Genomic DNA, 25,687 nt, shown 5'->3' with positions numbered 1-25,687 from the left:
GTGCGCGCTCTCCCTGCCCCAGACTCGCTAGCCAATCAAGCGGGCGATCCCGTCCCAGACCCCGATTGAGCCCAAATCGTTGAAAGTCACGACCAGCATAAGCGTGACGATCGCCGCAAAGCCAAAACGAAAGGCCCATTCCTGAGCCTGCGGCGGTGCCGGGCGCCGCCGCACCGCTTCATAGCCGTAAAAGAGCAAATGGCCACCATCCAGCATCGGCAATGGCAACAGGTTTATGAACCCCAGATTGATGGAGATGAAGGCGGCGAAGGAGATCAGCGCCAGCACCCCCATGGTTGCCACTTCACCCGACTGTTTCGCGATCCGCAACGGACCGCCCATTTCCTTTATCGATCGCTGGCCGGTCAGAAACTGGCTCAGGACATGCCCGGTCAGCCGCGCGAGGTCCCAGGTCCGCTCTGCGCCCGCCTGCACGGCAGCGACCGGGCCGACAGACGTCGGCACCGGAGCGACCGGCAGGATGCCGATGATCGCACGCTCGGTCTTGTTCCCAAACTGGTCGGTTTCCGAAATGATCCGCGGCCGCAACGTGACATTCAACCGCTCGCTGCCGCGTTCGATGCGCAAGTCTGTGGGCGTGCCAAGGTCGAGGGCCACCGCGAGCCGGATGTCGTCGAAGCTCTCCATCACCTTGCCGTCGATAGCCGCGATGCGATCGCCGACGCGCAAACCAGCCTGATCTGCTGCACTTTTCGACTCAACCCCGGCGATCACCGGCGGCGTCTGCGGCACGCCATAGGCCATGTAGAAGGCCGCAAAGATTGCGATCGCGAACAGGAAGTTGGTCACCGGACCCGCCGCGACGATAAGCGCGCGCTTCCACACCGGTTGGGCAGGAAAGCTGTGCGAACGTTCAGCGTCGGGCAGCCCTTGCCATTCGGCATCAGGTCGGCTGGCGGCGTCGCGATCGCCCGCAAACTGGACATAGCCGCCGAGCGGCAACCAGCAGATCCGCCATTCGGTACCGCGCTTGTCGGTCCAGCCGAAAATCTTGCGCCCGAAACCGATCGAAAAGGCGTCCGCCTTCACCCCGCACCAGCGCCCGACGATATAATGACCATATTCATGAACGAAGACGAGCGGACCGAGGACCGCCAGAAATGCGACGAAATAGAGCCAGAATGGGACGTTAGACATGTTCAAACTGATCCACAAAATGCTGCGCAGCCGCGCGGGATGCGGCATCAACGCTGAATATGTCGTGAAGCGATGTCGGCACGGCAGGCGCATCGGCATCGATCACCCGGCGTACCGTATCGACGATCGCCGGAAAAGAAATGCGGCCAGCGAGAAAAGCGGCGACCGCGATCTCATTGGCTGCGTTGAGCTGCGCAGGACGTGCGCCGCCCTCGGCGATCGCGGCGCGGCACAGCGCGGTTGCCGGAAAACGCACCTCGTCGGGTGCCTCGAAATCGAGCCGCGCGATTGTCGTGAGGTCGAGCGGCGCGCAGGGCGTCGCCATCCGCTGCGGCCAGGCAAGCGCCGAAGCGATCGGGATGCGCATATCGGGCGAACCGAGTTGGGCCAGTGTCGAGCAGTCGATATATTCGACCAGACTGTGGATCACCGATTGCGGATGCACGAGGATTTCAATGCGGTCGAGCCCGACCGGAAACAGGTGATGCGCCTCGATGAGTTCGAGCCCCTTGTTCATCATCGTCGCCGAATCGACGCTGATTTTCGCACCCATCGACCAGTTCGGATGCGCGACCGCCTGCGCCGGGGTCACGCGCGCCATGTCGGCGGCGCTCATCGTGCGGAACGGCCCCCCGCTCGCGGTCAGGATGATCCGCCGCACCTGGTCGATCTTTCCACCCGCGAGGCATTGGAAAATCGCATTATGTTCGCTGTCGACGGGCAATATCGCCGATCCTGACGCGCGCGCGGCCGCCGTCATCAGCGCACCCGCCGATACCAGAGATTCCTTGTTGGCGAGCGCAACGTCGTGCCCCGCCGCAAGCGCCGCCATCGTCGGCGCGAGGCCGGCGGTGCCGACGATCGCCGCCATGACGAGATCGGTGGGACGCTCTGCCGCTTCGACCAGCGCACCGGCGCCAGCCGCAGTTTCGATACCGGTGCCCGCAAGCGCCTCGCGCAGCGCGCCATGATGCGTTTCGTCGGCGATCACCGCGACATCGGGACGAAATTCGCGCGCGAGCCGGGCCAGTTCGGCGACATCGCTGTTCGCGGTCAGCACCGCGACCTGCCAGCCCTCGCCATCGCGGCGGACGAGATCGAGGGTCGATTGCCCCACCGACCCCGTGGCACCGAACAGCGAAAGGCGGCGCGTCATATCAGCCGCCCGCCTGCACGGCGATCTGCCCGGCAGCGGCCAGTCCGCCGAGGATGAGCGCGACCGGCAGCAACCCGTCGACACGATCGAAGACGCCGCCATGGCCAGGGATCAGCTTGCCCGAATCCTTGACCCCGGCGCGGCGCTTCATCCAGCTTTGAGCCAGATCGCCAAGCTGCGCCATCAGCCCCATGATCAGACCGATCCACAGCGGAACCCCGACAATCTCGCCGCGATCACCCAGCGTCGCGCCGACGATCAGCGCCGCGATCATCCCGCCGATCAGCCCCGACCAGGTCTTGGACGGGCTGATTTTCGGCGCGAGCCGCGCACCGCCAAAGGCGCGACCGGCAAAATAGGCGCCAATGTCGGTGGCCCAGACCATCGCGAAGACCCACAGCGCCGCGGTCACGCCCAGATTGTCGCGGATGAACCACAGCCCCGCCGTCGCGCCGAGGACGAGGAGTGGCCCGAGCGCGGTCAGCGCGGCCCTTGAACCAAGGCCGACCGTCATCGCGCGGACCAGTCCGAACCATTCGACGATGACGAGCGCGCCGCCGATCAGCAGCAACAGGCCGAAAGCGAGTCCGCCGAACCACAGCGCGGTGCCCGCGATCGCCAGCAAGACGACCGCCGACCCGAACCGCACCAACAGATCCGACTTCGCCGCTGTCGCCATGCTTATAATCCCCCGTAACGGCGTTCGCGCCGCGCAAAATGGTCGAGCGCCGCCGCCAGATCGGCGGGCTTGAAATCCGGCCACAGCCGGTCGGTAAAATACAGCTCGGCATAGGCCGACTGCCACAAAAGGAAGTTCGACAGGCGCACTTCGCCCGAAGTCCGGATGAGCAGGTCGAGCGGCGGCAGATCGGCAGTATCCAGGTTCGCCTCGATTGCCTCCGCCGTAATCTCGCCCGTCGCCGCAGCCGCCTTTGCCGCGCGCACCAGTTCGTCCTGCGACCCGTAATTGAGCGCAACCGCCAGCGTGGTGCGCGTATTTCCCGCGGTGCGCTCAAGCGCATTTTCGATGAGCGCGACGACATCGGGAGCGAGCCCGCGCCAGTCGCCGATCACCTTCAGCCGCACATCATTGGCGGCGAATTCGTCGAGGTCGCTGAGGATGAAGCGCTTCATCAGCCCCATCAGGTCGCTGACCTCTTCCTCGGGCCGTTTCCAGTTTTCAGAGGAAAATGCGTAAAGCGTCAACGCATCGATGCCGAGATCACCCGCAGCGCGGACGATGTTGCGCACCGCCTCGACCCCTGCGCGGTGGCCGGCGACACGCGGCAGAAAGCGCTTTTTCGCCCAGCGGCCATTGCCATCCATGATGATGGCAACATGACGCGCGCCGTGATTGGGAGTGGTCACAACTCGAACCTAAAACCCCGTTCGCCCTGAGCTTGTCGAAAGGCCGTTCTTTCTTTTCGAAGAGAAGGACGGGGCTTCGACAGGCTCAGCCCGAACGGCTGAAAGAACAGCGCCAAAAAGCACTAGCCCAGGATTTCCTTTTCCTTCGCCGTCGCCGCGGCGTCGAGTTCGGCAATCGTCGCATCGGTCAGCTTTTGCACCTCGGTTTCGTGGCGCTTGCGATCGTCCTCGCTGATTTCCTTCTTGTTCTCGTCGGCCTTCAGATTGTCCATGCCGTCGCGGCGGACATTGCGCACCGCGACGCGTGCCGCTTCGGCATATTTGCCGGCGAGCTTCGACAGCTCCTTGCGGCGCTCCTGCGTCATTTCGGGGATCGGCAGACGCAGCATCTGACCGTCGACGATCGGGTTGAGGCCGAGCCCCGCCGAACGGATCGCCTTGTCGACCGGACCGACGTTCGACTTGTCCCAGACCTGCACCGTCAGCATGCGCGCTTCGGGCGCGCTGACCGACGCAACCTGGTTGAGCGGCATTTGTGCGCCATAAACCTCGACCGTCACCGGATCGAGCAGCGCGGTGTGCGCGCGGCCGGTGCGGAGGCCCGCGAGGTCGCTCTTCAGCGATTCGACCGCGCCGTGCATCCGGCGTTCGAGATCGGCCTTGTCATATTTCGCCATCGTCTTTTCCTCTATTCTAAACGTTTCCGGCCGTGTCGCCGGACGTGATTTCGCCAGTCGGCATCGCCGACATCATGTCGTCAGTCGGCATCGCCGACGATGGTGGACACGCCCTCACCCGTCAGAACGCGCGCCAGGTTGCCGGGTTCGCGGATGTTGAACACCACAATCGGAATATGGTTGTCGCGGCACAGCGCGACCGCACTGGCGTCCATCACCTTCAGATTGTCGGCAAGAACGCGGTCATAGCTGAGCCGGTCGTAACGGACCGCATCCGGATCCTTTTTGGGATCGGCATTATAGACGCCATCGACGCTGGTGCCCTTGAGCAGCGCGTCGCACTTCATTTCGGCGGCGCGGAGCGCTGCACCGCTGTCGGTGGTGAAATAGGGGGCACCAACGCCAGCGGCAAAGATCACCACGCGGCCCTTTTCCATATGACGCTCGGCGCGGCGGCGGATGACGGGTTCGCACACCTTGTCCATCTCGATCGCCGACTGGACGCGCGTTTCGACGCCAAGCTGCTCGAGCGCATTCTGCATCGCGAGCGCGTTCATCACGGTTGCGAGCATGCCCATATAGTCGGCCTGCGCGCGGTCCATACCCTTGGCGGCGCCCGCCATCCCGCGAAAGATATTGCCGCCGCCAATGACGAGGCAGATTTCGAGACCGCGCTCCTTCGCCGCCTTCACTTCGGCGGCCATGCTGGCGACGGTATCGGGGTCGATGCCAAAGGCGCTCGAGCCCATCAACGCCTCGCCCGACAGTTTCAGCAAAATACGTTTCAGGCCGGGCAATGCCATATTGCGATAATACCTTTAGCAGGGGGAAAATATGCGAATGGCGCGCACCCTAGTCAGAGTACGCGCCATTGCCAAGCGGGCTGCCGCGCCGCAGCGCAGCAATCCCACACTATTTGTCAGACGCCAGCGACGGCCGCGACTTCTGCCGCGAAATCGCTTTCTTCCTTCTCAATGCCTTCGCCGAGCTGGAAGCGCGTGAAGCCCTTGAGGGTGATCGTCGCGCCGACATCCTTGCCGGCTGCGGCAACGACTTCGGCGACCGGGGTCTTGCCGTCCATCACGAAGAGCTGCGACAGCAGCGCGTTTTCCTTGCGGAACTTCGCGATCGAGCCATCGACCATCTTCGAGACGATTTCGGCGGGCTTGCCCGACTGAGCCGCCTTTTCTTCGGCGATCGCGCGTTCGCGTGCAACGAGATCGGCGTCGAGGTCGTCGCCGTTCAGCGCCAGCGGGTTGGCGGCAGCGACATGCATCGCCAGTTGCTTGCCCAGCGGCTCGAGAACATCAGCACCAGCCGTTGATTCGAGCGCGATGAGCACACCGATCTTGCCCATACCGGGAGCAGCAGCGTTGTGGACATAGGCGGTCACGACGCCCGAGTTCACCGACATGATCGCCGAACGGCGCAGCGACTGGTTCTCACCGATCGTGGCAACATTCTGCGTCAACGCCTCGGCGACGGTGCCGCCAGCCGGGTATGCCGACGCGCCCAGCGCGTCGATATCGGTGATGCTGCCGGCGAGCGCGACCTGGGTCACGTCGCGGACAAAGCCCTGGAACTGTTCGTTCTTCGCAACGAAGTCGGTTTCGCTGTTGACCTCGACCATCGCGCCGCGGTTGCCGTCGGTGGCAACGCCAACCAGGCCTTCAGCAGCAACGCGGCCGGCCTTTTTGGCGGCGGCGGCGAGACCCTTGGTGCGCAGCCAATCGATCGATGCTTCGACGTCGCCGTTGTTTTCGGCGAGCGCTTTCTTGCAATCCATCATGCCGGCGCCGGTGCGGTCGCGCAGTTCCTTGACGAGAGCGGCCGTAATTTCAGCCATGGGTGATCCTTTCCAAGTGGAGGGCAGGCGGTCCAATCCGGCCTGCCGCTGCGCCGCGCAAATGGCGGCGCGATAAGTCAATGCGATGACCGGGGCGGCGACTGCGATGAAGCAGCCGCCGCCGGGGTCACGTCAGGCGCGCTTAGGCGTCGCTCTGGCGCTCGGTTTCAGCGGCCGCTGCGGCCGGAACCTGTTCGTCTTCGGTCACGACCGGTGCAGCTTCTTCAACCAGCACAGCTTCGGCAACCGGGTTCACCGCAGCGCCAAGGTCCTCGCCGCGATCGGCGCGAGCCTGCTGGCCGCCACGGGTCGCCGCCTGGGCCACTGCATCGCAGTACATGCGAATCGCACGGGCAGCGTCATCATTCGCCGGAACCGGGAATGCGATACCGTCGGGCGAAACGTTCGAATCGAGGATCGCAACGACGGGAATACCAAGGACGTTGGCTTCCTTGATCGCCAGCTCTTCCTTGTTCGCGTCGATCACGAACATCACGTCGGGAATGCCGCCCATGTCGCGAATGCCGCCGAGCGACATTTCGAGCTTGTCGCGCTCGCGCGTCTTGTTGAGGACTTCCTTCTTGGTCAGACCCGAAGTGTCACCCGACAGCTGCTCTTCGAGCATCTTGAGGCGCTTGATCGAACCCGAGATCGTCTTCCAGTTGGTGAGCATGCCGCCCAGCCAGCGATGGTTGACGAAGTGCTGACCCGAAGCGCGAGCCGCATCGGCGATCGGGCCCTGTGCCTGGCGCTTGGTGCCGACGAACAGGACCTTGCCGCCCGACGCCGCCGACGAGGCGACGAATTCGAGAGCGCGCGCGAAAAGCGGAACGGTCTGCGACAGGTCAAGAATGTGTATGCCGTTGCGCGCGCCGAAGATGTACGGCTTCATGCGCGGGTTCCAACGGTGGGTCTGGTGGCCGAAGTGGGCGCCAGCTTCGATAAGATTCTGCATCGTGACGACAGGGGCCGCCATAGTCTTTCTCCTTCCGGTTGGTCCTCTGGAAAGCAAGAACCGAGGCATCCGCTAGGGATGGTCCCGGCACCGGTTTATGTGCGCCTTCCATGTGGAATGGCCGGGCCGTTAAACGCCCTGGTCAGGAAATGCAAGGGGGGAGCTGCCCTTTTGGCCCCGCGAACGCCCTATTCTTCGGGTGCGCGGAATCGCGGCGCGACGACAATCGCACTCGGTTCGTCGCAAAACGCTTGAGAACAAAAAGGGAACATGGAACAAAACCCCAGCGAGGCCGTCCCATCGACATTCAGGGTTTTCGCACGAAAAAACCGGAAGGACAAGATCATGGTTCAGGTCGCAGCCGCTCTCCTTTTCGCCGTCGCCGCCGGTCTGGGCATCACCGTGATCGTCGCAATGCTGAAATCCAATGAAGATGCGATCCTCTCGGCGCTGCTCGGCGAAGGCGCCTTCCCCGTCGCGGCCGCACCGAAATCGGGCCCCGCGCCGCGCGTCCTGCCGCTGCGCCGGACCGGCGCACGCCCGATTCGCAATGTCGCCCGCGCCCGGCCGCAGTTCAGCCGCGCCGCCTGACCTTCGCATAGCTGGCGAGGCCAAAGGGCAGCGCAATCATATAGAGCGCGCACACCGCGAGCAGGGTCAGCCAGGGCGCCGTCACCAGCGCTGCGCCGAACAGCCCGACACCGGCCAGTGCAAAGATGCGCCACGAACGGCGCAGGCGGATCGACGACCAGCTATAGGTCGGGATGGCGGAAATCATCAGCATTGCGACGCCCAGCGCCCACGGCATGACGATATACCATTGGCGAAACAGGTCGTTGTCGGTCACCAGCCACAGATAGACGGGAACAAAGGACAGCCCGGCCCCGGCAGGCGCCGGAATGCCGGTCATGAAACCCGCCGACTTGTGCGGCTGAAAATCGGCATCCATTCGCGAATTGAACCGCGCGAGGCGGAGCGCGCAGCAGACCGCCAGCGCCAGCGCGGCGGTCCACCCGAATTTGGGCGCCTCATCGAGCGACCAGAAGAAAAGGATCATTGCCGGCGCGACGCCAAAGGCGATCACGTCGGACAGCGAATCGAGTTCGGCGCCGAATTTGCTTTGCGCACGAAGCAGCCGGGCAATGCGCCCGTCCATTCCATCGAGCACGCCGGCCACGATGATCATCGTGATCGCCGCCGCCCATTCGCCGTCAATCGCGAAACGAACCCCGGTCAGGCCGGAGCAGAGAGCGAGAATCGTGATTGCATTGGGGGCAAAGGCGCGAAGCGGAATGCCGCCGATCCGGCGACGCTCGATATCGGGCACCCCCTGCCCTTCGTCGGTCAGCTTGGCATCCGGCACATTATTGCCCGACGCCATCGATCGTTTCGGCCTTGCCGATCCGCGCGACGATGGTTTCGCCGGCGAGCGTGCGCTGGCCGAGCAAGACCTGCGACGTCGTGCCCGCGGGCAGATAGACGTCGACGCGGCTGCCGAAACGGATCAGGCCGACGCGCTGGCCGGTCGAAAGCTCGGCGCCCATGCTGACGAAGGGCATGATGCGTCGTGCGACGAGGCCGGCGATCTGGGTAAAGCCGATGCGGACGCCATCGGCGCGTTCGACGACGAAATGTTGACGCTCGTTTTCCTCGCTCGCCTTGTCGAGGTCGGCGTTCAGGAACTTGCCCGGGATATAGACGAGCTTGCGCAACGTCCCCGCAACCGCGGTGCGATTGATATGGACGTCGAAAACGCTCATGAAAATCGACACGCGCAGCATTGGCGCGTCGCCCAGCCCATCCAGCCCGGCGATTTCGGGCGGCGGCAGGACTTCGGCGATCTGCGTCACCAGCCCGTCGGCGGGGGCAATGACCAGATCGCTGCCCGTCGGGGTGATGCGCACCGGGTCGCGAAAAAAGGTGCCGACCCAGGCCGTCACGCCGGCCATCAGCCAGCCGAGGATTTCCCAGCCGAGCAGCCAGAAGCACAGGGTGATGATCGCGGCGATCAGAAGGAACTTGCGGCCTTCGGGATGGATCGACGGCCAGCGCCACTTGATACCGCCACCGGGGCGGTTGGAGGAGATGGTTGTGGACATGCCGGTCTTCTAGGGCCGCCGCCCCGCACTGACAATGGGATATGGGTAACATCGGCCTGCATCAGGCATCGGCAGGGCCGCGACGACAGTTGAACAATCGCGCCGCATTGCCTAAGGCGCGTGCAAATCCGACTCCCCAAGGAAAAAGGCACTATTATGGGCAAGATCAAGGTAGCCAACCCGGTCGTCGAACTCGACGGCGACGAAATGACCCGGATCATCTGGCAATGGATTCGCGAACGGTTGATCCTGCCCTATCTCGACATCGACCTCCATTATTACGATCTCAGCATCGAAAAGCGCGACGAAACCGACGACAAGATCACCGTCGATGCCGCCAATGCGATCAAGAAGCATGGCGTCGGCGTCAAGTGCGCGACGATTACCCCCGACGAACAGCGCGTCGAGGAATTCGGCCTCAAGAAAATGTGGAAATCGCCGAACGGCACGATCCGCAACATTCTGGGCGGCGTCGTTTTCCGCGAACCGATCGTGATGAAGAACGTCCCCCGCCTCGTTCCCGGCTGGACCGACCCGATCGTCGTCGGCCGCCATGCATTTGGCGACCAGTATAAGGCGACCGACTTCCGCGTCCCCGGCCCCGGCAAGCTGCGCCTGGTGTTCGAAGGCGAAGACGGCACGCTGATCGACGAAGAGGTGTTTCTGTTCCCTTCGTCGGGCGTCGCGATGGCGATGTACAACCTCGACGATTCGATCCGCGACTTCGCACGCGCCAGCCTGAACTATGGCCTCGCGCGCCAGTGGCCGGTGTATCTGTCGACCAAGAACACGATCCTCAAGGCCTATGACGGCCGCTTCAAGGATCTGTTCGAGGAAGTCTTCGACGCCGAATTCAAGGACAAGTTCGCCGAAGCCGGCATCACCTACGAGCACCGCCTGATCGACGACATGGTCGCCTCGGCGCTCAAGTGGAGCGGCAAGTTCGTCTGGGCCTGCAAGAATTACGACGGCGACGTCCAGTCGGACACCGTCGCACAGGGCTTTGGCTCGCTCGGCCTGATGACCAGCGTGCTGATGACGCCCGATGGTCAGACCGTCGAATCCGAAGCCGCACACGGCACTGTCACGCGCCACTATCGCATGCACCAGCAGGGCAAGGCGACCTCGACCAACCCAATCGCGTCGATCTTTGCCTGGACCGGCGGCCTCAAGCATCGCGGCAAGCTCGACAACACTCCCGAGGTGACGAAGTTCGCCGAAACGCTCGAGCGCGTCTGCGTCGACACCGTCGAAAGCGGCAAGATGACCAAGGATCTGGCGCTGCTGATCGGCCCCGACCAGAACTGGCTGACCACCGAAGGCTTTTTCGAGGCGATCGTCGAAAATCTCGAAGCCGCGATGAAGGCCTGAAACAACCGAAAAGGTTGACATAGACGACTAGCCAACCGGGGCCGGCCTGCATAAGGTCGGCCCCAATGGTATCAGAAACAGAAACATCGGCCCTCGGCAACGCGCTGGTGGTCCTCGGTGCCGCGGGCATCGTCATTCCGGCGTTCGCGCGCTTTCGCATCACCCCCGTCATCGGCTTCATCCTCGTCGGCCTGCTCGTCGGGCCATCGGGGCTCGGCGCGCTCACCGGCGACTATCCGTGGCTAAAACATGTCACCATCGCCTCGACCGAGGATATCGCGCTTTTTGCCGAATTCGGTATCATCCTGCTGCTGTTTTCGATCGGGCTCGAGCTGTCGTTCCGCCGGCTGTGGCAGCTTCGCAAACTGGTGTTCGGGATCGGCGCGGCCGAACTGCTGCTCGGCGGGATGATCCTCGGCGGCGCATTGATGCTGCTCACCGATTATTCGACCCCCGCCGCCTTCGGGCTCGGCATCGCGCTCGCGCTATCCTCGACCGCCCTCGTATTGCCGATCGCCGGAACCAAGTCGGCAGTCGGCCGCGCTTCCTTCTCGATGCTGTTGTTCGAGGATCTGGCGATCGTCCCGATCATCTTCATTCTCGGCGCCTTCGCACCCAATGCCGCTGCCGACGGCGGCGAATTGCTGCTGACCACGTTGTGGCAGGGCGTCGTCGTCGTCGCCGCGCTCGCGATCGCCGGCTGGTTCCTGCTGCCGCGCATCTTCGCGCAGGCGGCGCGCGCCAAAAATCCGGAGCTGTTCCTCGCTGCCAGCCTGCTCGTCGTCATCGTCGCGGCGCTGGCGACTGCTGCGGTCGGCCTGTCCCCGATCGTCGGGGCACTGCTCGCCGGGCTCATGATCGCCGAAACCGAATATCATGGCGAGGTTGAAGCGATCACCGCGCCGTTCAAGGGCCTTGCGCTCGGAGTGTTCCTGATCAGCGTCGGCATGGGGCTGAACCTCAAGACGATAGCCGCGCAATGGCCGCAGCTGATCGCCGCAGTCGTTGGGGTCATATTGATCAAGGCGGTCGTCACCGCCGCGCTGCTGCGCTTTTCCGGTACCGCACGGCGCGGCACCGCCGCCGAGGTCGGCCTGCTCATGTCCAGCCCGTCGGAAACGACGCTGATCGTGCTCGCGACCGCGCTCCAGGCACAGATCATCGGCCGCAGCACTGCCGAATTCTGGCAGCTTGTGACCGCCATCGGCCTCACCATTACCCCACTGCTCGCGCGCGTCGGCCATGATATTTCACGGCGGATCGAGATGCGCAGCAGCGACGGCCCGCAAATTCCCGAAACCCCGGCGGGCCGCACCGTGATCGTCGGCTTCGGCCGCGTCGGGCGCGTCGTCGCCGAACTGCTCCGCGAGCATAACCGCCCCTATATTGCTGTCGATGCCGATATCGACACCGTCGCGGCGGCCCGGCGCGACGGCTTCCTCGTTCGCTTCGCCGACGTCGCGCGGCCGGGAAGTCTCGACAAGCTGGGGATCGAACATGCCGACGCGGTGGTGCTGACGATGGACGATCCGGTCCAGCAATTGCGCATGACGCGTCAGCTGCGGCAGAAATATCCCGAACTGCCGATCATCAGCCGTGCGCGCGGCGCCGACCATGCCGCCGCCCTCTATCAGGCGGGTGCGAGCGACGCGGTGCCCGAAACGCTCGAAAGCTCGCTGCAACTCGCCGAGGCGGTGCTGATCGACCTCGGCGTCGCCATGGGGCCCGTGATCGCGTCGATCCACGACGTCCGCGCCAAGATGCGCCATGACATCATGACCAAGGGGCAGCTGGAGCGCGAGCCGCGCATCCAGAAACTGCGGACACCCCCGACCGGCAGCGAAAGCGCTTAGCGCGCGCCCGCCGCCGGGGTCGCTGCGACGTCGAGCGCCGCGGCCTCCGCCAGCGTCATCCCCTTGGGCAGGATCGCCAGCGACCATTGGCGGCGCGGTGTCAGATACTGCTTCGCCAGCCGCTGGAGGTCAGCGGCGGTAACCGAGGCAATATCCTGCTCGATCGACAGCGCATTGGCGGCGACCCGCGGATCGCGCGTCGCGCCTTCGAGCAGGAACATCCAGTAGACATTGCCGGTCGATGCGCGCGCGACCTGTTCGCGGATCGGCCCGGCGTTGCGCGCCAGTTCGTCGGCGGTAACCGGATTGGCCACAAGGTCGGCTGCGATATCGCGGGCGATGCCATAGAAACGGTTCACATCTTTGGGCGCCAGCAGGCTGCCGACGAGCAGATAGCCGCCGCTGTCGAAACCCGTCGGCCAATGGCTGTCGACGACGGGGCCATAGCTCGCCCCCTGTTCGGCACGGAGACGGTCAAAGAGACGATCGTTAAAAACAGCCGCCAATACTTCGAGCCCGCGCGCATCGCGCGGTGCGGCGATGCCGCCGCCGGTCGGCCACGCGGTCATCGCCGCGGCCTGCCCGCGTTCGCCGCGATGATAGGCAAGTTGCGGCGTCGCCGCGGGCTTGGCAAAGGCGACGCGACGTCCCCCCGCGGGTGCGATTTCCGTGCGCGGCGCCAGCGCCCCCAGCGTTTCGGCGAGGATGCGGCGATAATCGATCGACGCAAGATCTCCGAAGATTTGCACCTCGATCGGCCCGCTCGCGAGGCGCGGTTCCCAAAAGGCACGGAACGCTGCGGGGGTCAGCGCCTCGATCGCAGCGCGGTCGGGCGCAGCCCAGCGACTGTCGTTGCCGGTCAGCCAGCCGCGCAAATTGCGGTCGAGCACAGCATTGGGCGTTGCATCGTTGAGGTCATATCCGGTCAGGTAGCCGACGCGGATGCGATCGACAGGTGCGCTATCCCAGCGCGGAAAGGCGAGCTTGCCCGCGATCAGCCGCAACTGGTCGGTGAGGTCGGCGGGATTGCTTTCGGCCGACAGTTCGAATGCGTCGTCGTCGATCGCGAAATTCAGCTGGATCTGGCGCCCATTGGTCACCTGATCGATCTCATTCTGTCCCCACGGCCCAACTCCGCTCGCAGCCAGCGCATAATCGCCAGTCCAGAGCAAATTGGGCGCATCGGCGGTGACGCTGCGGTTGCCGGTACCAAAGCGGACATTGACGCGCACCTTGCCCGGTTCGACCTTGTTGTTCGACACGAGCGCAGTCACGCCATTGGCAAATTCGATCCGCTCGGCACGCAGGCCCGGAACCAGCGTCGTCGATGCGATCGTCCCGGGGGTGCCGATCACCGGGAATTTTTTGAAATCGGTGCTGCCGGCGGCCAGCCGGTCGTCGCGAAGCGTCGCCGGCGCCTTCAGCGCGGCGAGCAGCGCGGCATCGCCGCCGTCGATGGGTGTCGGCGAGGTCAGCACGACGCGGGTAATCGGAGCGCTGAACACTGCGCGACTGGTGTCGAGCATCACTTGCGGCGTCGCCGAAGCGCGGATCGCGGCGAACATATCAACCTGCCCCTGCGGGCTGGTCACGACTTCCTGAATATCGACCGCACGCACCATGTCGTCGGCCAGCCGGGCGCCGGGTTCATTGCGCGCATTTTCCAGATCCTTGCGCAAAAAGGCTTCGATCTCGTTCGCTTCGCGGTCGATGTCGGCCTGCGACGGTGGCGTCTTGATCGCATCGGCAATCACGCCGCGGACGTCGGCCAGCGCGACCTTCCAGTCGCTGAGCGGGACGATCTGCGCGGTCGTCACATCGACACTGCGACTGACATATTCCTGCCCGACCTCTGCAACCAGATAGCTGCCGCCGCTGCGCGCACGATTTTCCAATCGCCGGTTGACCAGGGCCTGCGCAATAAACTCCAGATAGAGCCGTCGCGTATTTTCGACGGTATCGATCCGCTTTTTCCACGGCCGCACCATCGCCAGCGTCAGCGCGGGCGGCTGGTTCGGCTCGACAATCACCCGCGCCTCGGGCGCTTTGGGATCTGGCTTGCCGAAATCGGGCTGCGGCGGATTGGCGCCATTGCCGCGCCAGTCGCCATAATATTTCTCGACCAGCCGGGCGAAATCGGCGGTGCTGCCGTCGCCGACGATCACCACCAGCGCGCGTTCGGGACGATACCAGCGCTGGTGAAAGGCCGCGACCGAGGTCGCGCTCGCCTTGCCCAGCGATGCGACGGTACCGATCGGCGACCGGTCGCCCAGTAGCAGGCCGGCGAACAGGTGTGCGCTGCTCGCGTCGGCGATGCGCTTTTGCGGCCCATCCGATTCGCGCAATTCGGACTGGACGACCCCGCGCTCGGCAGCGACTGCCAGTTCCGAAATCCGCGGTTCGCGCACCATCCCCGACAGCAGCTTCATGCTTTCGTCCAGATTGGCAGCGGTCACGCTGGGCAGGTCAAGCTGGTATACTGTCTGGGTCGGCGTCGTCTGCGCGTTCGAATCGCTGCCGAAGGTTACCCCGAACCGTTGCCAGATACGCTTCGCCTCGCCGTCGGGGATATGTTCCGACCCGCGAAAGGTCAAATGTTCGAGAAGATGGGCATAGCCGCGCTCTTCCTCGGTTTCGAACATCGAACCGACGTCCATCCGCACCCGGATCGACACTTGCCCCGGCGGAACACCATTGTTGCGCACCGCATAGCGCACCCCGTTGGGCAGTTCGCCGAACTGCCACGCCGTATCGCGGGGAATGTCGCTGCCGACATAAAGCCAGCTGTCCTTCTTGCCCGGGCTCACCGGGGTCGCGGAGTCCTGCGCGATGGCATTGGCCGGCGACAGCAGTAACGCGGCGGCGACCGCGCAGGCTGGCAAGAGGGTATGGAGGAAACGGCGCGTCGGCGCAGGAAAGATCAACATCGGGGCACCTTATCGCTATCAAAGCTTACTGGCCACTGAACTGTCGCGACACTTGTCCTGCGCCATACATCGTCCTAGCCCGGTCCGATGGAAACGCCCCCTGCCCCGCTCGCCGCGCTCGTCCAGATGACGAGCGGCATAGACCCCGACGTCAATCTGGCGGTGATCGACCGCGCGCTGGCCGATGCCACGGCGCAGGGTGCCGCGATGGCATTCCTGCCCGAGATGTCGCTGCTTCTCGATCGCGACCGGCAGCGGTCGGCGACGCATATCGCGCGCGAGAGTGAAAGCCCCTGGCCTGCAACGCTGCAGGATATGGCGCGGAGGCACGGCCTGTGGCTCCATTCGGGATCGATGCCCTTGCTCGCCGACGATGGCGAGCGGCGCGTGAACCGCAGCCATGTGATCGCCGCCGACGGCAGCATCCGCGCCCGTTACGACAAGATCCACATGTTCGACGTCACACTGCCCAGCGGCGAGAATTGGACCGAGTCGGCTGCCTATGCCGGCGGCGGCGAACCGGTCGTCGTCGATACCCCCGTCGGGCGCCTCGGCCTCAGCATTTGCTATGATCTGCGCTTCCCCGAACTCTATCGCGCACTGGTCGATCGCGGTGCCGACATCATCGCCGTTCCCGCTGCTTTCACCGTATCGACCGGTGAGGCCCATTGGCACATTCTGCTACGCGCGCGCGCAATCGAGACCGGTTGCCACGTCCTGGCGGCGGCGCAGGGCGGCACCCACGCCGATGGACGCGCCACCTTTGGCCACAGCCTGGCCGTCGATCCTTGGGGAGCCATACTGGGTGAAGCCGAATCGGGCAGCCCCGCGGGCTACAACCTGACCCTGGTCTCCATTGCCAGCGATGCGGTTCGTCGCGCACGCCAGGCTATTCCACTATCCCGGTCCCGCACGATCCGTAACATCAAGCTCTAGAATTGGGTACGGCGGCCAGCCGTGATCCCCCGGCCCGCGATCCTCGGCACCTGCCCCAACGAACAAAGGGCCCCAGACATAGTCTGGAGCCCCCTGCGAAAACTGTATCGACCGCCGAAATTACGGGCTGGTCGGTGCGTCGTCGTTGTTGTCGGTTGCGATGATGATGCCACCGACAATGGCGACCAGCGCGACGAGAGCGATGATCCAGCTCGAGCCGCCCAGTTCGCTTTCACCGTCAACCGTCGAAGCTGCACGAGCTGCGGGAGCAGCCGATGCGACAACGGGAGCTGCGATCATCGAGGTTGCTGCGAGAGAGATCGCAGCTTTCTTAAGCAGGTTCATCATATTCTCCGTCCACTGGTATGGTTTCTTCGAATCAGGCCAGAGAAATGGTCCCCAGTCTGCTTCTGCACTGCCCGTCTAGGCAAGGCCGTCGGCAAATGCAACGACGATTTGAACTAGCCCGGAATTCTTATGAAATTGCTAAAGCAGGAAAAACTCCTCGCGCGATTGATTTTTCACCCCCTGCGGATGCGGTCGAGCGGCTCGCTCGTCACGGGGTAGCCAAGATGCCCCGGGATGCACAGGTGCGATCCGCCATCGCGGTCCTCGATCCAAGGCGTGATCAAATCGACCGGAAACTGCTCGGCATGCCCTGAAAAGCCGGGGAAATCGGCGACCTGGGCGAGACGCTCAAGGTTACGACGGGTCGGAAAGATCACAGACACTTCGCCGCGATCAGCCATCGCCAGCGTGTCCTGCGCGCTGGCCCAGAAAATATGGCTATGCTCCGCCTCCTCGACCGTCAACTCCTGACTGTGCGGCGGCGCGGCGACGGCATAGAAACGGGTGTCGAAGGTCCGTGCTTCCTTAAAATTGGGGCACCAGCGGGCAAAGGGCACCAGCGATTCGAGCGCGAGTCGGTCGCCGCGCTCTTCCAGTATCTCTGACAGCAACATTTCGGCGAGCAACGCCTGCCGCACTCCGGCAATGTCCTGCTCCGCAAGGCCCGGCCAGCCGACGGCCAGCCCCGTCTCCTCCAGCGTCTCGCGTATCGCGGCGACCCGCGCCGCACCCTCGACATCGCCTTCGCCATAGCCGTGCCGCTGCCCGACGACATAATCGTCGGGATCGATACGCCCGCCCGGAAAGACGACCGCACCGGCGGCAAACGCCATTTTGGCAGACCGTTTGACCATCAAAATCTCGTCGGGCCCGCCACTGTCGGCGGATCGCATGATCACCAATGTCGCTGCGGGAATAGCATCCTGGGGCGGCGCGGAAGGCGGCGTGATATCGTTCATGGACAAGGCGATAAACGCGCTTCGGCGCCTTGTCATCTGGCCATTGCGGGGACGAGAGTGCGGGTGCAAGATGGATCGCAACGATGTGCAGGGGGAGCAGGTCATGGGAATCGTCGAGATTTTGGGCGTCGCCGGCAGCCTCAGCCTGCTAGCCGGATGGCGGCTCTATCTGACCATATTGGCGACCGGCATCGCGATGCATTTCGGCTGGCTGCCGCTGCCCGAGCAACTGCAAGCCCTGCAGATACTCGCCAATCCCTGGATTCTGGGCGTGGCGGCGATCGGCACGGTGGCGGAATTTCTGGCCGACAAGATCGCGTGGGTCGATTCAGCCTGGGATGCGGTCCACAGCTTCATCCGCCCGCTCGGCGGCGCGCTGCTCGCGCTCGCGCTCGTCGATTCCTCCGATCCGGCATGGCAGGTCGTCGCCTTCCTGCTCGGCGGCGGCGGCGCATTGCTCAGCCACGGCGCCAAGGCGACCACGCGCGCGGTCGTCAATATCAGCCCCGAACCCTTTAGCAACGCGGCGGTTTCGACCAGCGAGGATGTCGCGACGACGGGGCTACTCGCGCTGGCGATCGCCTATCCCTCGATCGCCATCGTCATCGCGATCCTGTTGGGGGCCGCCGCGGTCGTGGTGATCATCGCGCTGCGCCGCCTGCTCCGCAACATCAAGTCGACGCTGAAGACCGCGCTGGGGGATGCGCCGCCGACGCAGGGCGAGTTACCGCCCGCTTAGACCGGTAGAATAATGGGTTAAACGCCTCGTCTCATTAGCAATTGCATAACCCTCTCAGCCTATTTTACGGGTCAGGAACCGCGCAACTTTTTCCGGCATTTTGGCGGAAAACAGGGACCAGGCTGCGCCTCCACAAAACAGAGGGAAAGCCAATGCCTATATTGATCGGAACCCGCCTCCCCCGGCCTGTCTCCAGCCGGCCGCTGATCACCGCCGCGATTCTGCTGGCCTTCGGCTACGCCACCCCGGCGCTGGCGGACTGCAATCTTGTGCCAACCGCGGGCGACGACATTCATCTGTGCGACAGCGGCACCGCCCCTGCCGGCCTGAACGATCCCGGCGGCAACAATCGGCTTACCCTGCCCACCGGCGGCACCGGCACGATCGCGGGCAATGTGACCTTCGGCGCCGGAGTCGATCGCATTTCGATCGGATCGGGGCAGGTCAGCGGCGCGATAGATCAAGGCAATGGCGATGATTTCTTCGATATTTCCGCCGGCAAGGTCACCGGCACCCTCCAGCAAGGCCTTGGCATCGACGATTTCCGCATGACCGGCGGCGAGATCGGCTCGCTCAACCAGGGCGGCGATCTCGATACTTTCTTCATGTCGGGCGGCCGGATCGTCGACGCGTTCGATGACGGCGACATCGCGCGGATGACCGGCGGGCGCATCGGGCGGGTCAATATGAAACTCGCCGACAATCTGTTCGACATGTCGGGCGGGACGATCGACCGCAACCTCGTCACCGGCTTCGGCAACGATACAATCATCATCTCGGGCGGCACGATCGGCGGCAATATCAGCGTCTCGGGCGGCACCGACAGCGTCACGATCACCGGCGGTTCGGTCGGCGGCGAGGTCCGGATGAGCGTCGGCACCGACAATTTCGTCTGGGACCGCGGCGGCGTCGTCCATGGCATCATCGACATGGGCGATGACAATGACACCGCCCGGCTTGCCGGCCTCACCAACGCGCATCTCGGTGCCACCCCGCAGGTCAGCGGCGGCACCGGCACCGACGCGCTGGTCTTCGACAATGTCTCGACCGGCAATGTCGCGCGCTTCGACGGGTGGGAACGGATCGACGCGACCGACGACACCGAATTGCTGTTCAACACCATGCTCATTCTCGGCGATGCCGGGACGGGCACCGGAACCTTTGCGCTGGACGCATCGAGTACGATCTTTGGCGGCGGCGCGCAAAGCGGGATCGCAGCCTTCACCGCCGGCCAGCGGGCGACGCTGATCAACGCCGGACGCATCGACCTGACCAATGGCGGCAACGCCACCGGCGACCGCTTTATGGTCAGGGGCAATTATGTAGGAAACGGCGGCATGCTCCTCCTCGACACCGTGCTGGGCGATGACAGCTCAGCGTCCGACCGGCTCGTCATCGACGGCGGCGCGGCATCGGGCACGACGGGGATCACCATCCTCAACGCTGGCGGCACCGGCGCTGCGTCGTTGCAAAACGGGATCATGGTCATCGAAGCGCTGAACGGCGCGACGACCGCCAGCGGCGCCTTTGCGCTCAACCATCGGGTCGCGGTCGGCGCGTTCGAATATTATCTGTTCAAGGGCGGCGTGACCGCAGGGACGACCGACAATTGGTATCTGCGCTCGACGATCGTCACCCCGCCCCCCGCAGTGACGCCGCCCGAGCCCGCCCCGGCGCCGCCGCCGCTAACCCCCGCGCCGCCGCCACCCGAACCCGAAGCGCCCGAACCCCCGGCTCCGCCGCCGCCGCCGGTCCCACCGCCCGCGCCGCTGCCGCCCGAGCCGACGCCCGGCAACCCCGATCCGGTCGACCCCGCACCGCCGGTGGAGGTCGTCGATCCGGCCCCGCCGACGCCGCCGGCACCGCCGCCCGCACCGGCCCCGGAACCGCCGGCCCCGCCGCCCGAGCCGCCGACCGAACCCGCGCCGGTTCCCGTACCGACGGCCCCGGAGACCGTTGAGCCGCCGACCGAGGGCGCCACGCCCCAGATCGGCGAAGTCGGCGAGCCCATTCCGCTCTATCGGCCCGAAGTTTCGGCCTATGTCGTCGCGGTACCGGTCGCGCATCATCTCGCGGCCGCAACGCTGAGCACCTTCCACGCCCGCCGCGGCGACCAGTCGCTGCTGCGTCAAGACGGCGACCTCCTGCCCGCAAGCTGGGGCCGGGTGCTGGGCGAGGATGCCGAACTCAAATGGCGCGGCGATGTCGCGCCATCGTTCGACGGCGACCTTCAGGGTTTCCAGATCGGTCAGGATTTGATCGGGATGGGCGATGAGGATGGCACCCGCATCCGCGCCGGCATCTTCATCGGCCGCGCCGAAATGAGCGGCACGACGCGCGGCCGCTCACTCGGCTGGAACGACCTGACCGTCGGCCGCATCAACACCAAAAGCACCAATCTGGCAGGCTATGCGACGCTGGTCGGTGCGAACGGCTGGTATGTCGACACGGTGGTCCAGTATAGCTGGTTCGACGGTGAAGCGGTCGCCGACAGCGGGCTGGCCATCGACATCGATGGAAAGGGCATCGCGGCCTCGCTCGAGGCGGGCTATCCGATCGTGCTATCAGGGCGCTGGACACTCGAACCGCAGGCGCAGATCGTGTGGCAGCGCGTGTCGCTCGATGATCAGGCCGATATGTTCTCCGCGGTGTCCTTCGCCTCGGGCGATGCATTCACCGGCCGCTTCGGCTTCCGGCTGCATGGCGATTATCCGGGCGAGGGCAGCCGGTTCCAGCCCTATATTCACGCCAGTTTGCGTCACGGATTCTCCGACACGCAGACGACGCGCTTTGGCGACAATCCGATCCGCACCGACCTCGGCCGCACCGAGTTCGAGGCTGGCGCGGGGCTGGTCGCCTGGCTGGGCAAAAACATCGGCCTGCACGTGAAGGGCGATTATGGCATGAACGCCGACGGACCGCGCAGCCGGCGGCTCGCCGGAACGGCCGGCCTGACGATCAACTGGTAAAGGCGCGCGCTCCCCGCCTCAGCGGGGAGCAGCGTTTAAGCGGGAAGCAGCATTTTCAATGGCGTTTCGGCGTCGGCGACCTGTTCGGCGGTTGCCTGAATCCCTGCGGTCACGACCATGCGGCCCTGAACATAATCCTTGGTCGCGTTGACGCAGTCGATTGCGATGACCTTGTCGTCTTTCAGATAGACGACCGAAAAGCTGCGCGTCGCGGGATCACCGCGCAGCACCGCCTGATCGTGCCCGGTCGACAGGCCCGCAGTCTGGAGCTTCAAATCATACTGGTTCGACCAGAACCAGGGAATCGCATGATAGGGCGCTTCGGCGCCGCAAATGCCTTTGGCGACGACATTCGCCTGATCATTGGCATTTTGTACCGATTCCAGCCGGATCACCGCGCCCTCGGCATAATCATTTTCGTGTGCGGCGCAGTCGCCGATCGCGTAAATGTCGGGCAGGCTGGTCTTGCAGAGGCGATCGACGCGCACGCCGTTACCGCCCTCTGCCCCCGCCGCAATCAGCGGTTCGACTGCGGGCACGATCCCGATGCCGACGATAACGAGATCGGCGGGGATGACTTCGTCGTCAGTCAGGCGGACGCCAGTGACGCGTTCGGTCCCCTCGATCGCCTCAACGCACACGCCGAGCCGCAGGTCGACGCCATGATCGCGATGCTCCTTTTCATAGAAGCGCGACAATTCCTCGCCCGCTACGCGGGCGAGCACCCGGTCGAGCGCTTCCAGAAGCACGACCTTCTTGCCCGCTTTCCGCAGCACCGCCGCTGCTTCCAGCCCGATATAACCGCCGCCGATGACGACGATCTGGCCTGCGGTTTCGGACGCCGCTTTCATCGCATCGGCATCGGCGCGGGTGCGCACACCCTGTACGCCGGGCAGGTCACCGCCGGGGATCGGCAGCATCCGCGGAGCGCCGCCGGTCGCCCAGACAAGCTTGCCATAGCCGATCGTCTCGCCCGCCGCGGTGGTTACGGTGTGGGCGACAGAATCGACCGCGACAACGCGCGTGTTGAGCAGCATCGTCACTTCGCGTTCTTCCCAATATTTGGCCGGGCGCAGCTGGATGCGTTCGAACTCTTTCTCGCCGGCGAAATATTCCTTCGACAACGGCGGGCGTTCATAGGGGAGTTCGGGTTCGTCGCCGATAATCGCGATGCTGCCTTCGAACTTCTGCGTCCGCAGCATCACCGCCACCTGCGCACCACCATGTCCGGCACCCACGATCACCACGTCGAACTGCATCGTCCTCATCCTCCTGCCCCGCGCTCCATTCCCGGCATTGCCGTACGGTCAGCTGCGCGCTGCGTCCCTTGCACGCGCGGGCGAAGGAGGCAAGTCACCCCTTAGGAGGGCTAATCATAGGCCTTAGGAACCCCCGCTGCGGCAGGCGATCGCCGCCCGGTCACGCCGTCAGCTTCACCGGGCAGGTTCGACCCGAACCGTCCGGCTGGCGCGCTTGCCGTCGGCCGATCGGCTGCGCAGTTCAACCACACCATCGACCGCTACCGGCCCGGCATAGGGCGTCCAGCCGCCGTCGCCGACACGATATTCGATCGCAGTGTCCGGGAAAACGCTGTTCGCCTCCAGCTTGCCGTCCGCGATCCGCGCCCCCGGCGGGGCAACACGATAGGCGATGCCGATGCTTTCGAGCTGCGGGAATTGCGCCGCGACGCGCCCGGCGAAATCCTGCCATCCGGCGCCGAGTTTGGCGCGATCGATGCGCGGATCGCTCCATTGATAGGTCGCGCCAGCCTGATAGGCGGGGGTCCACGGCGCAGGGCTCCACGCGCGCTCAGCGAGCGCGAGCAGACGCGGGAAGAGCATATATTCGACACGCATGTCGGTGCGGATCGTCTCGCTCCACAGTTGCGCCTGAACCCCCGCGATGCGCCGCCCTGGCTGTAACAGCGGCGTATCCTCGATCGGCTTTTCCTGGGCGTAGATGTTGCGGATCGTCGCGGCATTGGCGGGCAGATTGTCGGGCATGAAACCAAAGACCTGATAATCGTCGACCGCACGCGAAGCCCAATTGTAACCGCCCTCGTCGGGATGCGGTGCGTAAGGCATGTCGAAATAGCCAAGGTCGGGGATCGACAATACGATATCCCAGCCGCGGTTCATCTGGTCGTGCGCCTCGCGGATCGCGCCGCCGTGGAGCACGCTCCAGATATTGGTCTGGACCCGCTTCGGCATATTCGCCGCCTCGGCATGCCCCATGCCGTCACTCCAGCCGCCAGCACGTAGTCCCTTGGCGGCCAGATTCTTCACCACGCGCTCGATGAAGCGCGGGGTCAGCTTGCTCGCATCGCCGCCATTTTCGGCGATCATCGCGGCGCAGGCGGGAGATTTCACCCACGCACCCGCGGTCTCGTCGGCACCAAGATGGAAGGTCTTGAGCGGCGCGCCCGCCTGGCGGTGCATATCAGCGAAGGCATCAACCACCGTATCGACGAAGCGATAGGCTGCGGGCAGACAGATGTTCAGCGTGTTATCGCTGTAATGCTGGACGCTGCGATATGCGGTCGTGTCGGCGGGGTCGATCAGCCGATATTGCTCGGCCTCCGCTTTCCTCCCCAGGGCCATCAACCGCGCATAGCGCACTTCCATCGCCTTGACCGCGGCGCGCGAGTGGCCCGGCGTGTCGATCGAGGGAATCACCTCGATCTGCCGCGCGGCCGCGGCCTTCACGATCGCAACATAGTCAGCGACGGTCAGATAACCGTTGGTCCCGCTCGTCCCGTCGGGACCGGCGCCGAGCTGCGGCAGCAGGCAAGTTTGCTCGGACAGATCATGGCAACGTTTCCCCCCGATCTCGGCGAGTTCGGGCAGCGCCGGTATTTCGGCGCGCCAGCCTTCGTCATCGGCGAGGTGGAGGTGCAGTTTATTGAGCTTGTAGCTCGCCATCGCCTCGATCAGTTTCAATATCTCGTCGCGACCGTGAAAGTTGCGCCCGATATCGATGTGGAGACCGCGAAAGCCATAGCGCGGCGCATCCTCGACGCGCAGCGGCCGGACGTGCCCCTTGTCGAACGCCGCCTGCTGGGCGAGCGAGCGTAGCGCATGGCTCGCCCCCGCCGCATCGTGCGCGGTGATAGCAATGCCCGCCGCCGTGACGTCGAGCGTATAGGCCTCGGGTGCCAGCGACGACACGCCGATACGGATTGTCAGTGGCAATTTTCCGCCCTCGGCTACCCCGGCGCGCGCCAGCGCAGCGAGCGCGGGCGTCACCGCATCGCGTTCGGCACCCGAAAGCGCCAACGTCACCCCGCCACCGAGATCGATGGGCTTGCCCTTGCCCAGCGTCGCTTTGGCCGGCTTGGGCAGGATGACCACCCCCGTCGCCTTCGGCGCCTGCCGCTCGGCTTGCCGTACGAAAGCACGTTCTGCGGTCAACCAGCGCGTCTTGTCGGGGTCGCCTTTCGTCGCGAGCCGCGCTTCGTCGGTCATCGGCGCGGTGAAAGTTACGATGTCGAGCCCGGTGTCGGCATCGATCACCGGCCGCGTGGCCGCGATCGTCCGCGGCTTCACCCCGTCGGCGACCAGATAGGCGTTGGGCATCGCGAACGCCTTTGAGAAATTCGACCCGACGCCCCACAGCTTGATCTGGTGCGTCGCGCCCGGACGCAGCGTGACACCTGGCTTCAGCGTCAGTTGCTGGACATCGCCGTTGACGTGGCGATGATCGAAGATGTCGCTTTCGACGAGCGGCAAGGGATTGACGAAACTGAAGATGAGCGACAGCCCTTTGGCCGGTTGCGCCTTGGGGAGCGTTTCGGGCAGGGTCAGCGTGATCGTCGACAGGAAACAGGCGTCGATGCCGGCGGGACATGCCGGATGATTGTCGACCACCGTCAGCCGATAGCCGATCCGATCGGCCAGCCCGTCGAGCGCCGCCTGCGACGCGTCGTTCGCCTGCGCCGCAGGTGCCGCCAGCATCGCCATCGCCGCCCAGCCCGTCATTCGCATATCGCGCTCCCTTTTGAAATTTGTATTTAATTTGTCATGTCAATTTGCACCGGTCAATGGTCTTCCAAATCGCAAATCGACGAAGAGACACGCATATGCATTGAGAAATACCTGTTTAGGGATGCATCAACTCCAGCCCAATTGGTTTCATATTAGTATTGTCCATGAGATCTGGGGCGGCCCAATAGCTCGATCCCGCTGCGACCGGCTATCGCCCAGTCTGCAAGGCGCGCGAAAGCACATTGGCCTTATCGCGACCCGACCGCCGCGCACAGCACCAGCGCGGCAAAGAGCCCGCAAGAATGATTGACGCGACGATACCAATGCAACACATGGGGACAGG

The 25,687-nt window shown here is 64.5% G+C and carries 21 protein-coding genes; 6 read left to right on the top strand and 15 right to left on the bottom strand.

Going from position 1 to position 25,687, the window contains the following annotated elements; translation table 11 throughout:
• Positions 1 to 27: 27 nt before the first annotated feature.
• The 8 genes from rseP to rpsB all read right to left on the bottom strand — a co-directional run bounded on the left by rseP (position 28) and on the right by rpsB (position 7,181).
• Entirely contained in the window at positions 28 to 1,158 is a 1,131-nt protein-coding gene (gene rseP, locus AC1RRJ_RS01320) for an RIP metalloprotease RseP (RefSeq protein WP_493119901.1), read from the bottom strand.
• Entirely contained in the window at positions 1,151 to 2,314 is a 1,164-nt protein-coding gene (locus tag AC1RRJ_RS01315) for a 1-deoxy-D-xylulose-5-phosphate reductoisomerase (RefSeq protein WP_493119900.1), read from the bottom strand. The genes rseP and AC1RRJ_RS01315 overlap by 8 nt, the downstream gene beginning before the upstream one ends.
• 1 nt (position 2,315) lies before the next feature.
• Complete coding sequence (locus AC1RRJ_RS01310; protein WP_493119899.1) at positions 2,316 to 2,993, bottom strand: phosphatidate cytidylyltransferase; 678 nt, start codon at positions 2,991 to 2,993, stop codon at positions 2,316 to 2,318.
• 2 nt (positions 2,994 to 2,995) lie between these two features.
• Entirely contained in the window at positions 2,996 to 3,640 is a 645-nt protein-coding gene (uppS, locus tag AC1RRJ_RS01305) for a polyprenyl diphosphate synthase (protein WP_493120679.1), read from the bottom strand.
• 164 nt (positions 3,641 to 3,804) lie between these two features.
• Complete coding sequence (gene frr / locus AC1RRJ_RS01300) at positions 3,805 to 4,359, bottom strand: ribosome recycling factor (RefSeq protein ID WP_088473373.1); 555 nt, start codon at positions 4,357 to 4,359, stop codon at positions 3,805 to 3,807.
• Positions 4,360 to 4,439: 80 nt separating this feature from the next.
• Positions 4,440 to 5,162, bottom strand: coding sequence for a UMP kinase (gene pyrH, locus AC1RRJ_RS01295; RefSeq protein ID WP_493119898.1), 723 nt, complete (start codon positions 5,160 to 5,162; stop codon positions 4,440 to 4,442).
• Positions 5,163 to 5,278: 116 nt separating this feature from the next.
• The gene (tsf, locus tag AC1RRJ_RS01290) at positions 5,279 to 6,205 is read right to left on the bottom strand and encodes a translation elongation factor Ts (protein ID WP_493119897.1); all 927 of its coding nucleotides are present in this window, start codon (positions 6,203 to 6,205) and stop codon (positions 5,279 to 5,281) included.
• 142 nt (positions 6,206 to 6,347) lie between these two features.
• The gene (gene rpsB / locus AC1RRJ_RS01285; RefSeq protein ID WP_493119895.1) at positions 6,348 to 7,181 is read right to left on the bottom strand and encodes a 30S ribosomal protein S2; all 834 of its coding nucleotides are present in this window, start codon (positions 7,179 to 7,181) and stop codon (positions 6,348 to 6,350) included.
• Positions 7,182 to 7,505: 324 nt separating this feature from the next.
• Between rpsB and AC1RRJ_RS01280 the strand changes: the two genes are divergently transcribed.
• Positions 7,506 to 7,751: a hypothetical protein gene (locus tag AC1RRJ_RS01280; protein ID WP_493119894.1), complete on the top strand. Its 246-nt coding sequence runs from the start codon at positions 7,506 to 7,508 to the stop codon at positions 7,749 to 7,751.
• Here the strand turns inward: AC1RRJ_RS01280 and AC1RRJ_RS01275 are convergent.
• Positions 7,735 to 8,541, bottom strand: a complete 807-nt coding sequence (locus AC1RRJ_RS01275; protein WP_493119893.1) for a CDP-alcohol phosphatidyltransferase family protein — start codon at positions 8,539 to 8,541, stop codon at positions 7,735 to 7,737. The two genes, AC1RRJ_RS01280 and AC1RRJ_RS01275, sit on opposite strands and share 17 nt — an antisense overlap.
• Entirely contained in the window at positions 8,525 to 9,259 is a 735-nt protein-coding gene (locus AC1RRJ_RS01270) for a phosphatidylserine decarboxylase (protein WP_493119892.1), read from the bottom strand. The genes AC1RRJ_RS01275 and AC1RRJ_RS01270 overlap by 17 nt, the downstream gene beginning before the upstream one ends.
• A 156-nt stretch (positions 9,260 to 9,415) precedes the next feature.
• Between AC1RRJ_RS01270 and AC1RRJ_RS01265 the strand changes: the two genes are divergently transcribed.
• Positions 9,416 to 10,630 carry an NADP-dependent isocitrate dehydrogenase gene (locus AC1RRJ_RS01265; RefSeq protein WP_493119891.1) on the top strand — a complete coding sequence of 405 codons (1,215 nt, stop codon included), beginning with the start codon at positions 9,416 to 9,418 and terminating at the stop codon, positions 10,628 to 10,630.
• Positions 10,631 to 10,695: 65 nt separating this feature from the next.
• Positions 10,696 to 12,483 carry a cation:proton antiporter domain-containing protein gene (locus AC1RRJ_RS01260; protein WP_493119890.1) on the top strand — a complete coding sequence of 596 codons (1,788 nt, stop codon included), beginning with the start codon at positions 10,696 to 10,698 and terminating at the stop codon, positions 12,481 to 12,483.
• Here the strand turns inward: AC1RRJ_RS01260 and AC1RRJ_RS01255 are convergent.
• Positions 12,480 to 15,410 (bottom strand): M16 family metallopeptidase, encoded by a 2,931-nt coding sequence (locus AC1RRJ_RS01255; protein ID WP_493119889.1) that lies wholly within the window; start codon positions 15,408 to 15,410, stop codon positions 12,480 to 12,482. The genes AC1RRJ_RS01260 and AC1RRJ_RS01255 overlap by 4 nt on opposite strands.
• A gap of 87 nt (positions 15,411 to 15,497) precedes the next feature.
• Between AC1RRJ_RS01255 and AC1RRJ_RS01250 the strand changes: the two genes are divergently transcribed.
• Positions 15,498 to 16,346: a carbon-nitrogen hydrolase family protein gene (locus AC1RRJ_RS01250; RefSeq protein ID WP_493119888.1), complete on the top strand. Its 849-nt coding sequence runs from the start codon at positions 15,498 to 15,500 to the stop codon at positions 16,344 to 16,346.
• A 120-nt stretch (positions 16,347 to 16,466) separates the two neighbouring features.
• Here AC1RRJ_RS01250 and AC1RRJ_RS01245 read toward each other — a convergent pair whose 3' ends face one another.
• Together AC1RRJ_RS01245 and AC1RRJ_RS01240 are read right to left on the bottom strand one after the other, a co-directional pair.
• Complete coding sequence (locus AC1RRJ_RS01245; RefSeq protein WP_237245983.1) at positions 16,467 to 16,694, bottom strand: hypothetical protein; 228 nt, start codon at positions 16,692 to 16,694, stop codon at positions 16,467 to 16,469.
• A gap of 173 nt (positions 16,695 to 16,867) precedes the next feature.
• Positions 16,868 to 17,653, bottom strand: coding sequence for an NUDIX hydrolase (locus AC1RRJ_RS01240; protein ID WP_493119887.1), 786 nt, complete (start codon positions 17,651 to 17,653; stop codon positions 16,868 to 16,870).
• Between the two features lie 103 nt (positions 17,654 to 17,756).
• Between AC1RRJ_RS01240 and AC1RRJ_RS01235 the strand changes: the two genes are divergently transcribed.
• Together AC1RRJ_RS01235 and AC1RRJ_RS01230 are read left to right on the top strand one after the other, a co-directional pair.
• Positions 17,757 to 18,392, top strand: coding sequence for a DUF4126 domain-containing protein (locus tag AC1RRJ_RS01235; protein ID WP_493120678.1), 636 nt, complete (start codon positions 17,757 to 17,759; stop codon positions 18,390 to 18,392).
• Between the two features lie 152 nt (positions 18,393 to 18,544).
• Positions 18,545 to 21,361 carry an autotransporter family protein gene (locus AC1RRJ_RS01230; protein ID WP_493119886.1) on the top strand — a complete coding sequence of 939 codons (2,817 nt, stop codon included), beginning with the start codon at positions 18,545 to 18,547 and terminating at the stop codon, positions 21,359 to 21,361.
• A 35-nt stretch (positions 21,362 to 21,396) separates the two neighbouring features.
• Here the strand turns inward: AC1RRJ_RS01230 and AC1RRJ_RS01225 are convergent, their stop codons facing one another.
• On the bottom strand, positions 21,397 to 22,620 hold the full coding sequence (locus AC1RRJ_RS01225; protein WP_493119885.1) for an NAD(P)/FAD-dependent oxidoreductase: 1,224 nt from the start codon (positions 22,618 to 22,620) through the stop codon (positions 21,397 to 21,399).
• Between the two features lie 174 nt (positions 22,621 to 22,794).
• Positions 22,795 to 25,344 carry a beta-N-acetylhexosaminidase gene (locus AC1RRJ_RS01220; RefSeq protein WP_493119883.1) on the bottom strand — a complete coding sequence of 850 codons (2,550 nt, stop codon included), beginning with the start codon at positions 25,342 to 25,344 and terminating at the stop codon, positions 22,795 to 22,797.
• Positions 25,345 to 25,687: the final 343 nt, after the last annotated feature.

This window comes from Sphingopyxis sp. GW821-FHT12C06 (assembly GCF_058807415.1).
The sequence above is the reverse complement of the archived record's forward strand: the minus strand, read 5'-3'. Positions and strand labels throughout refer to the sequence as shown.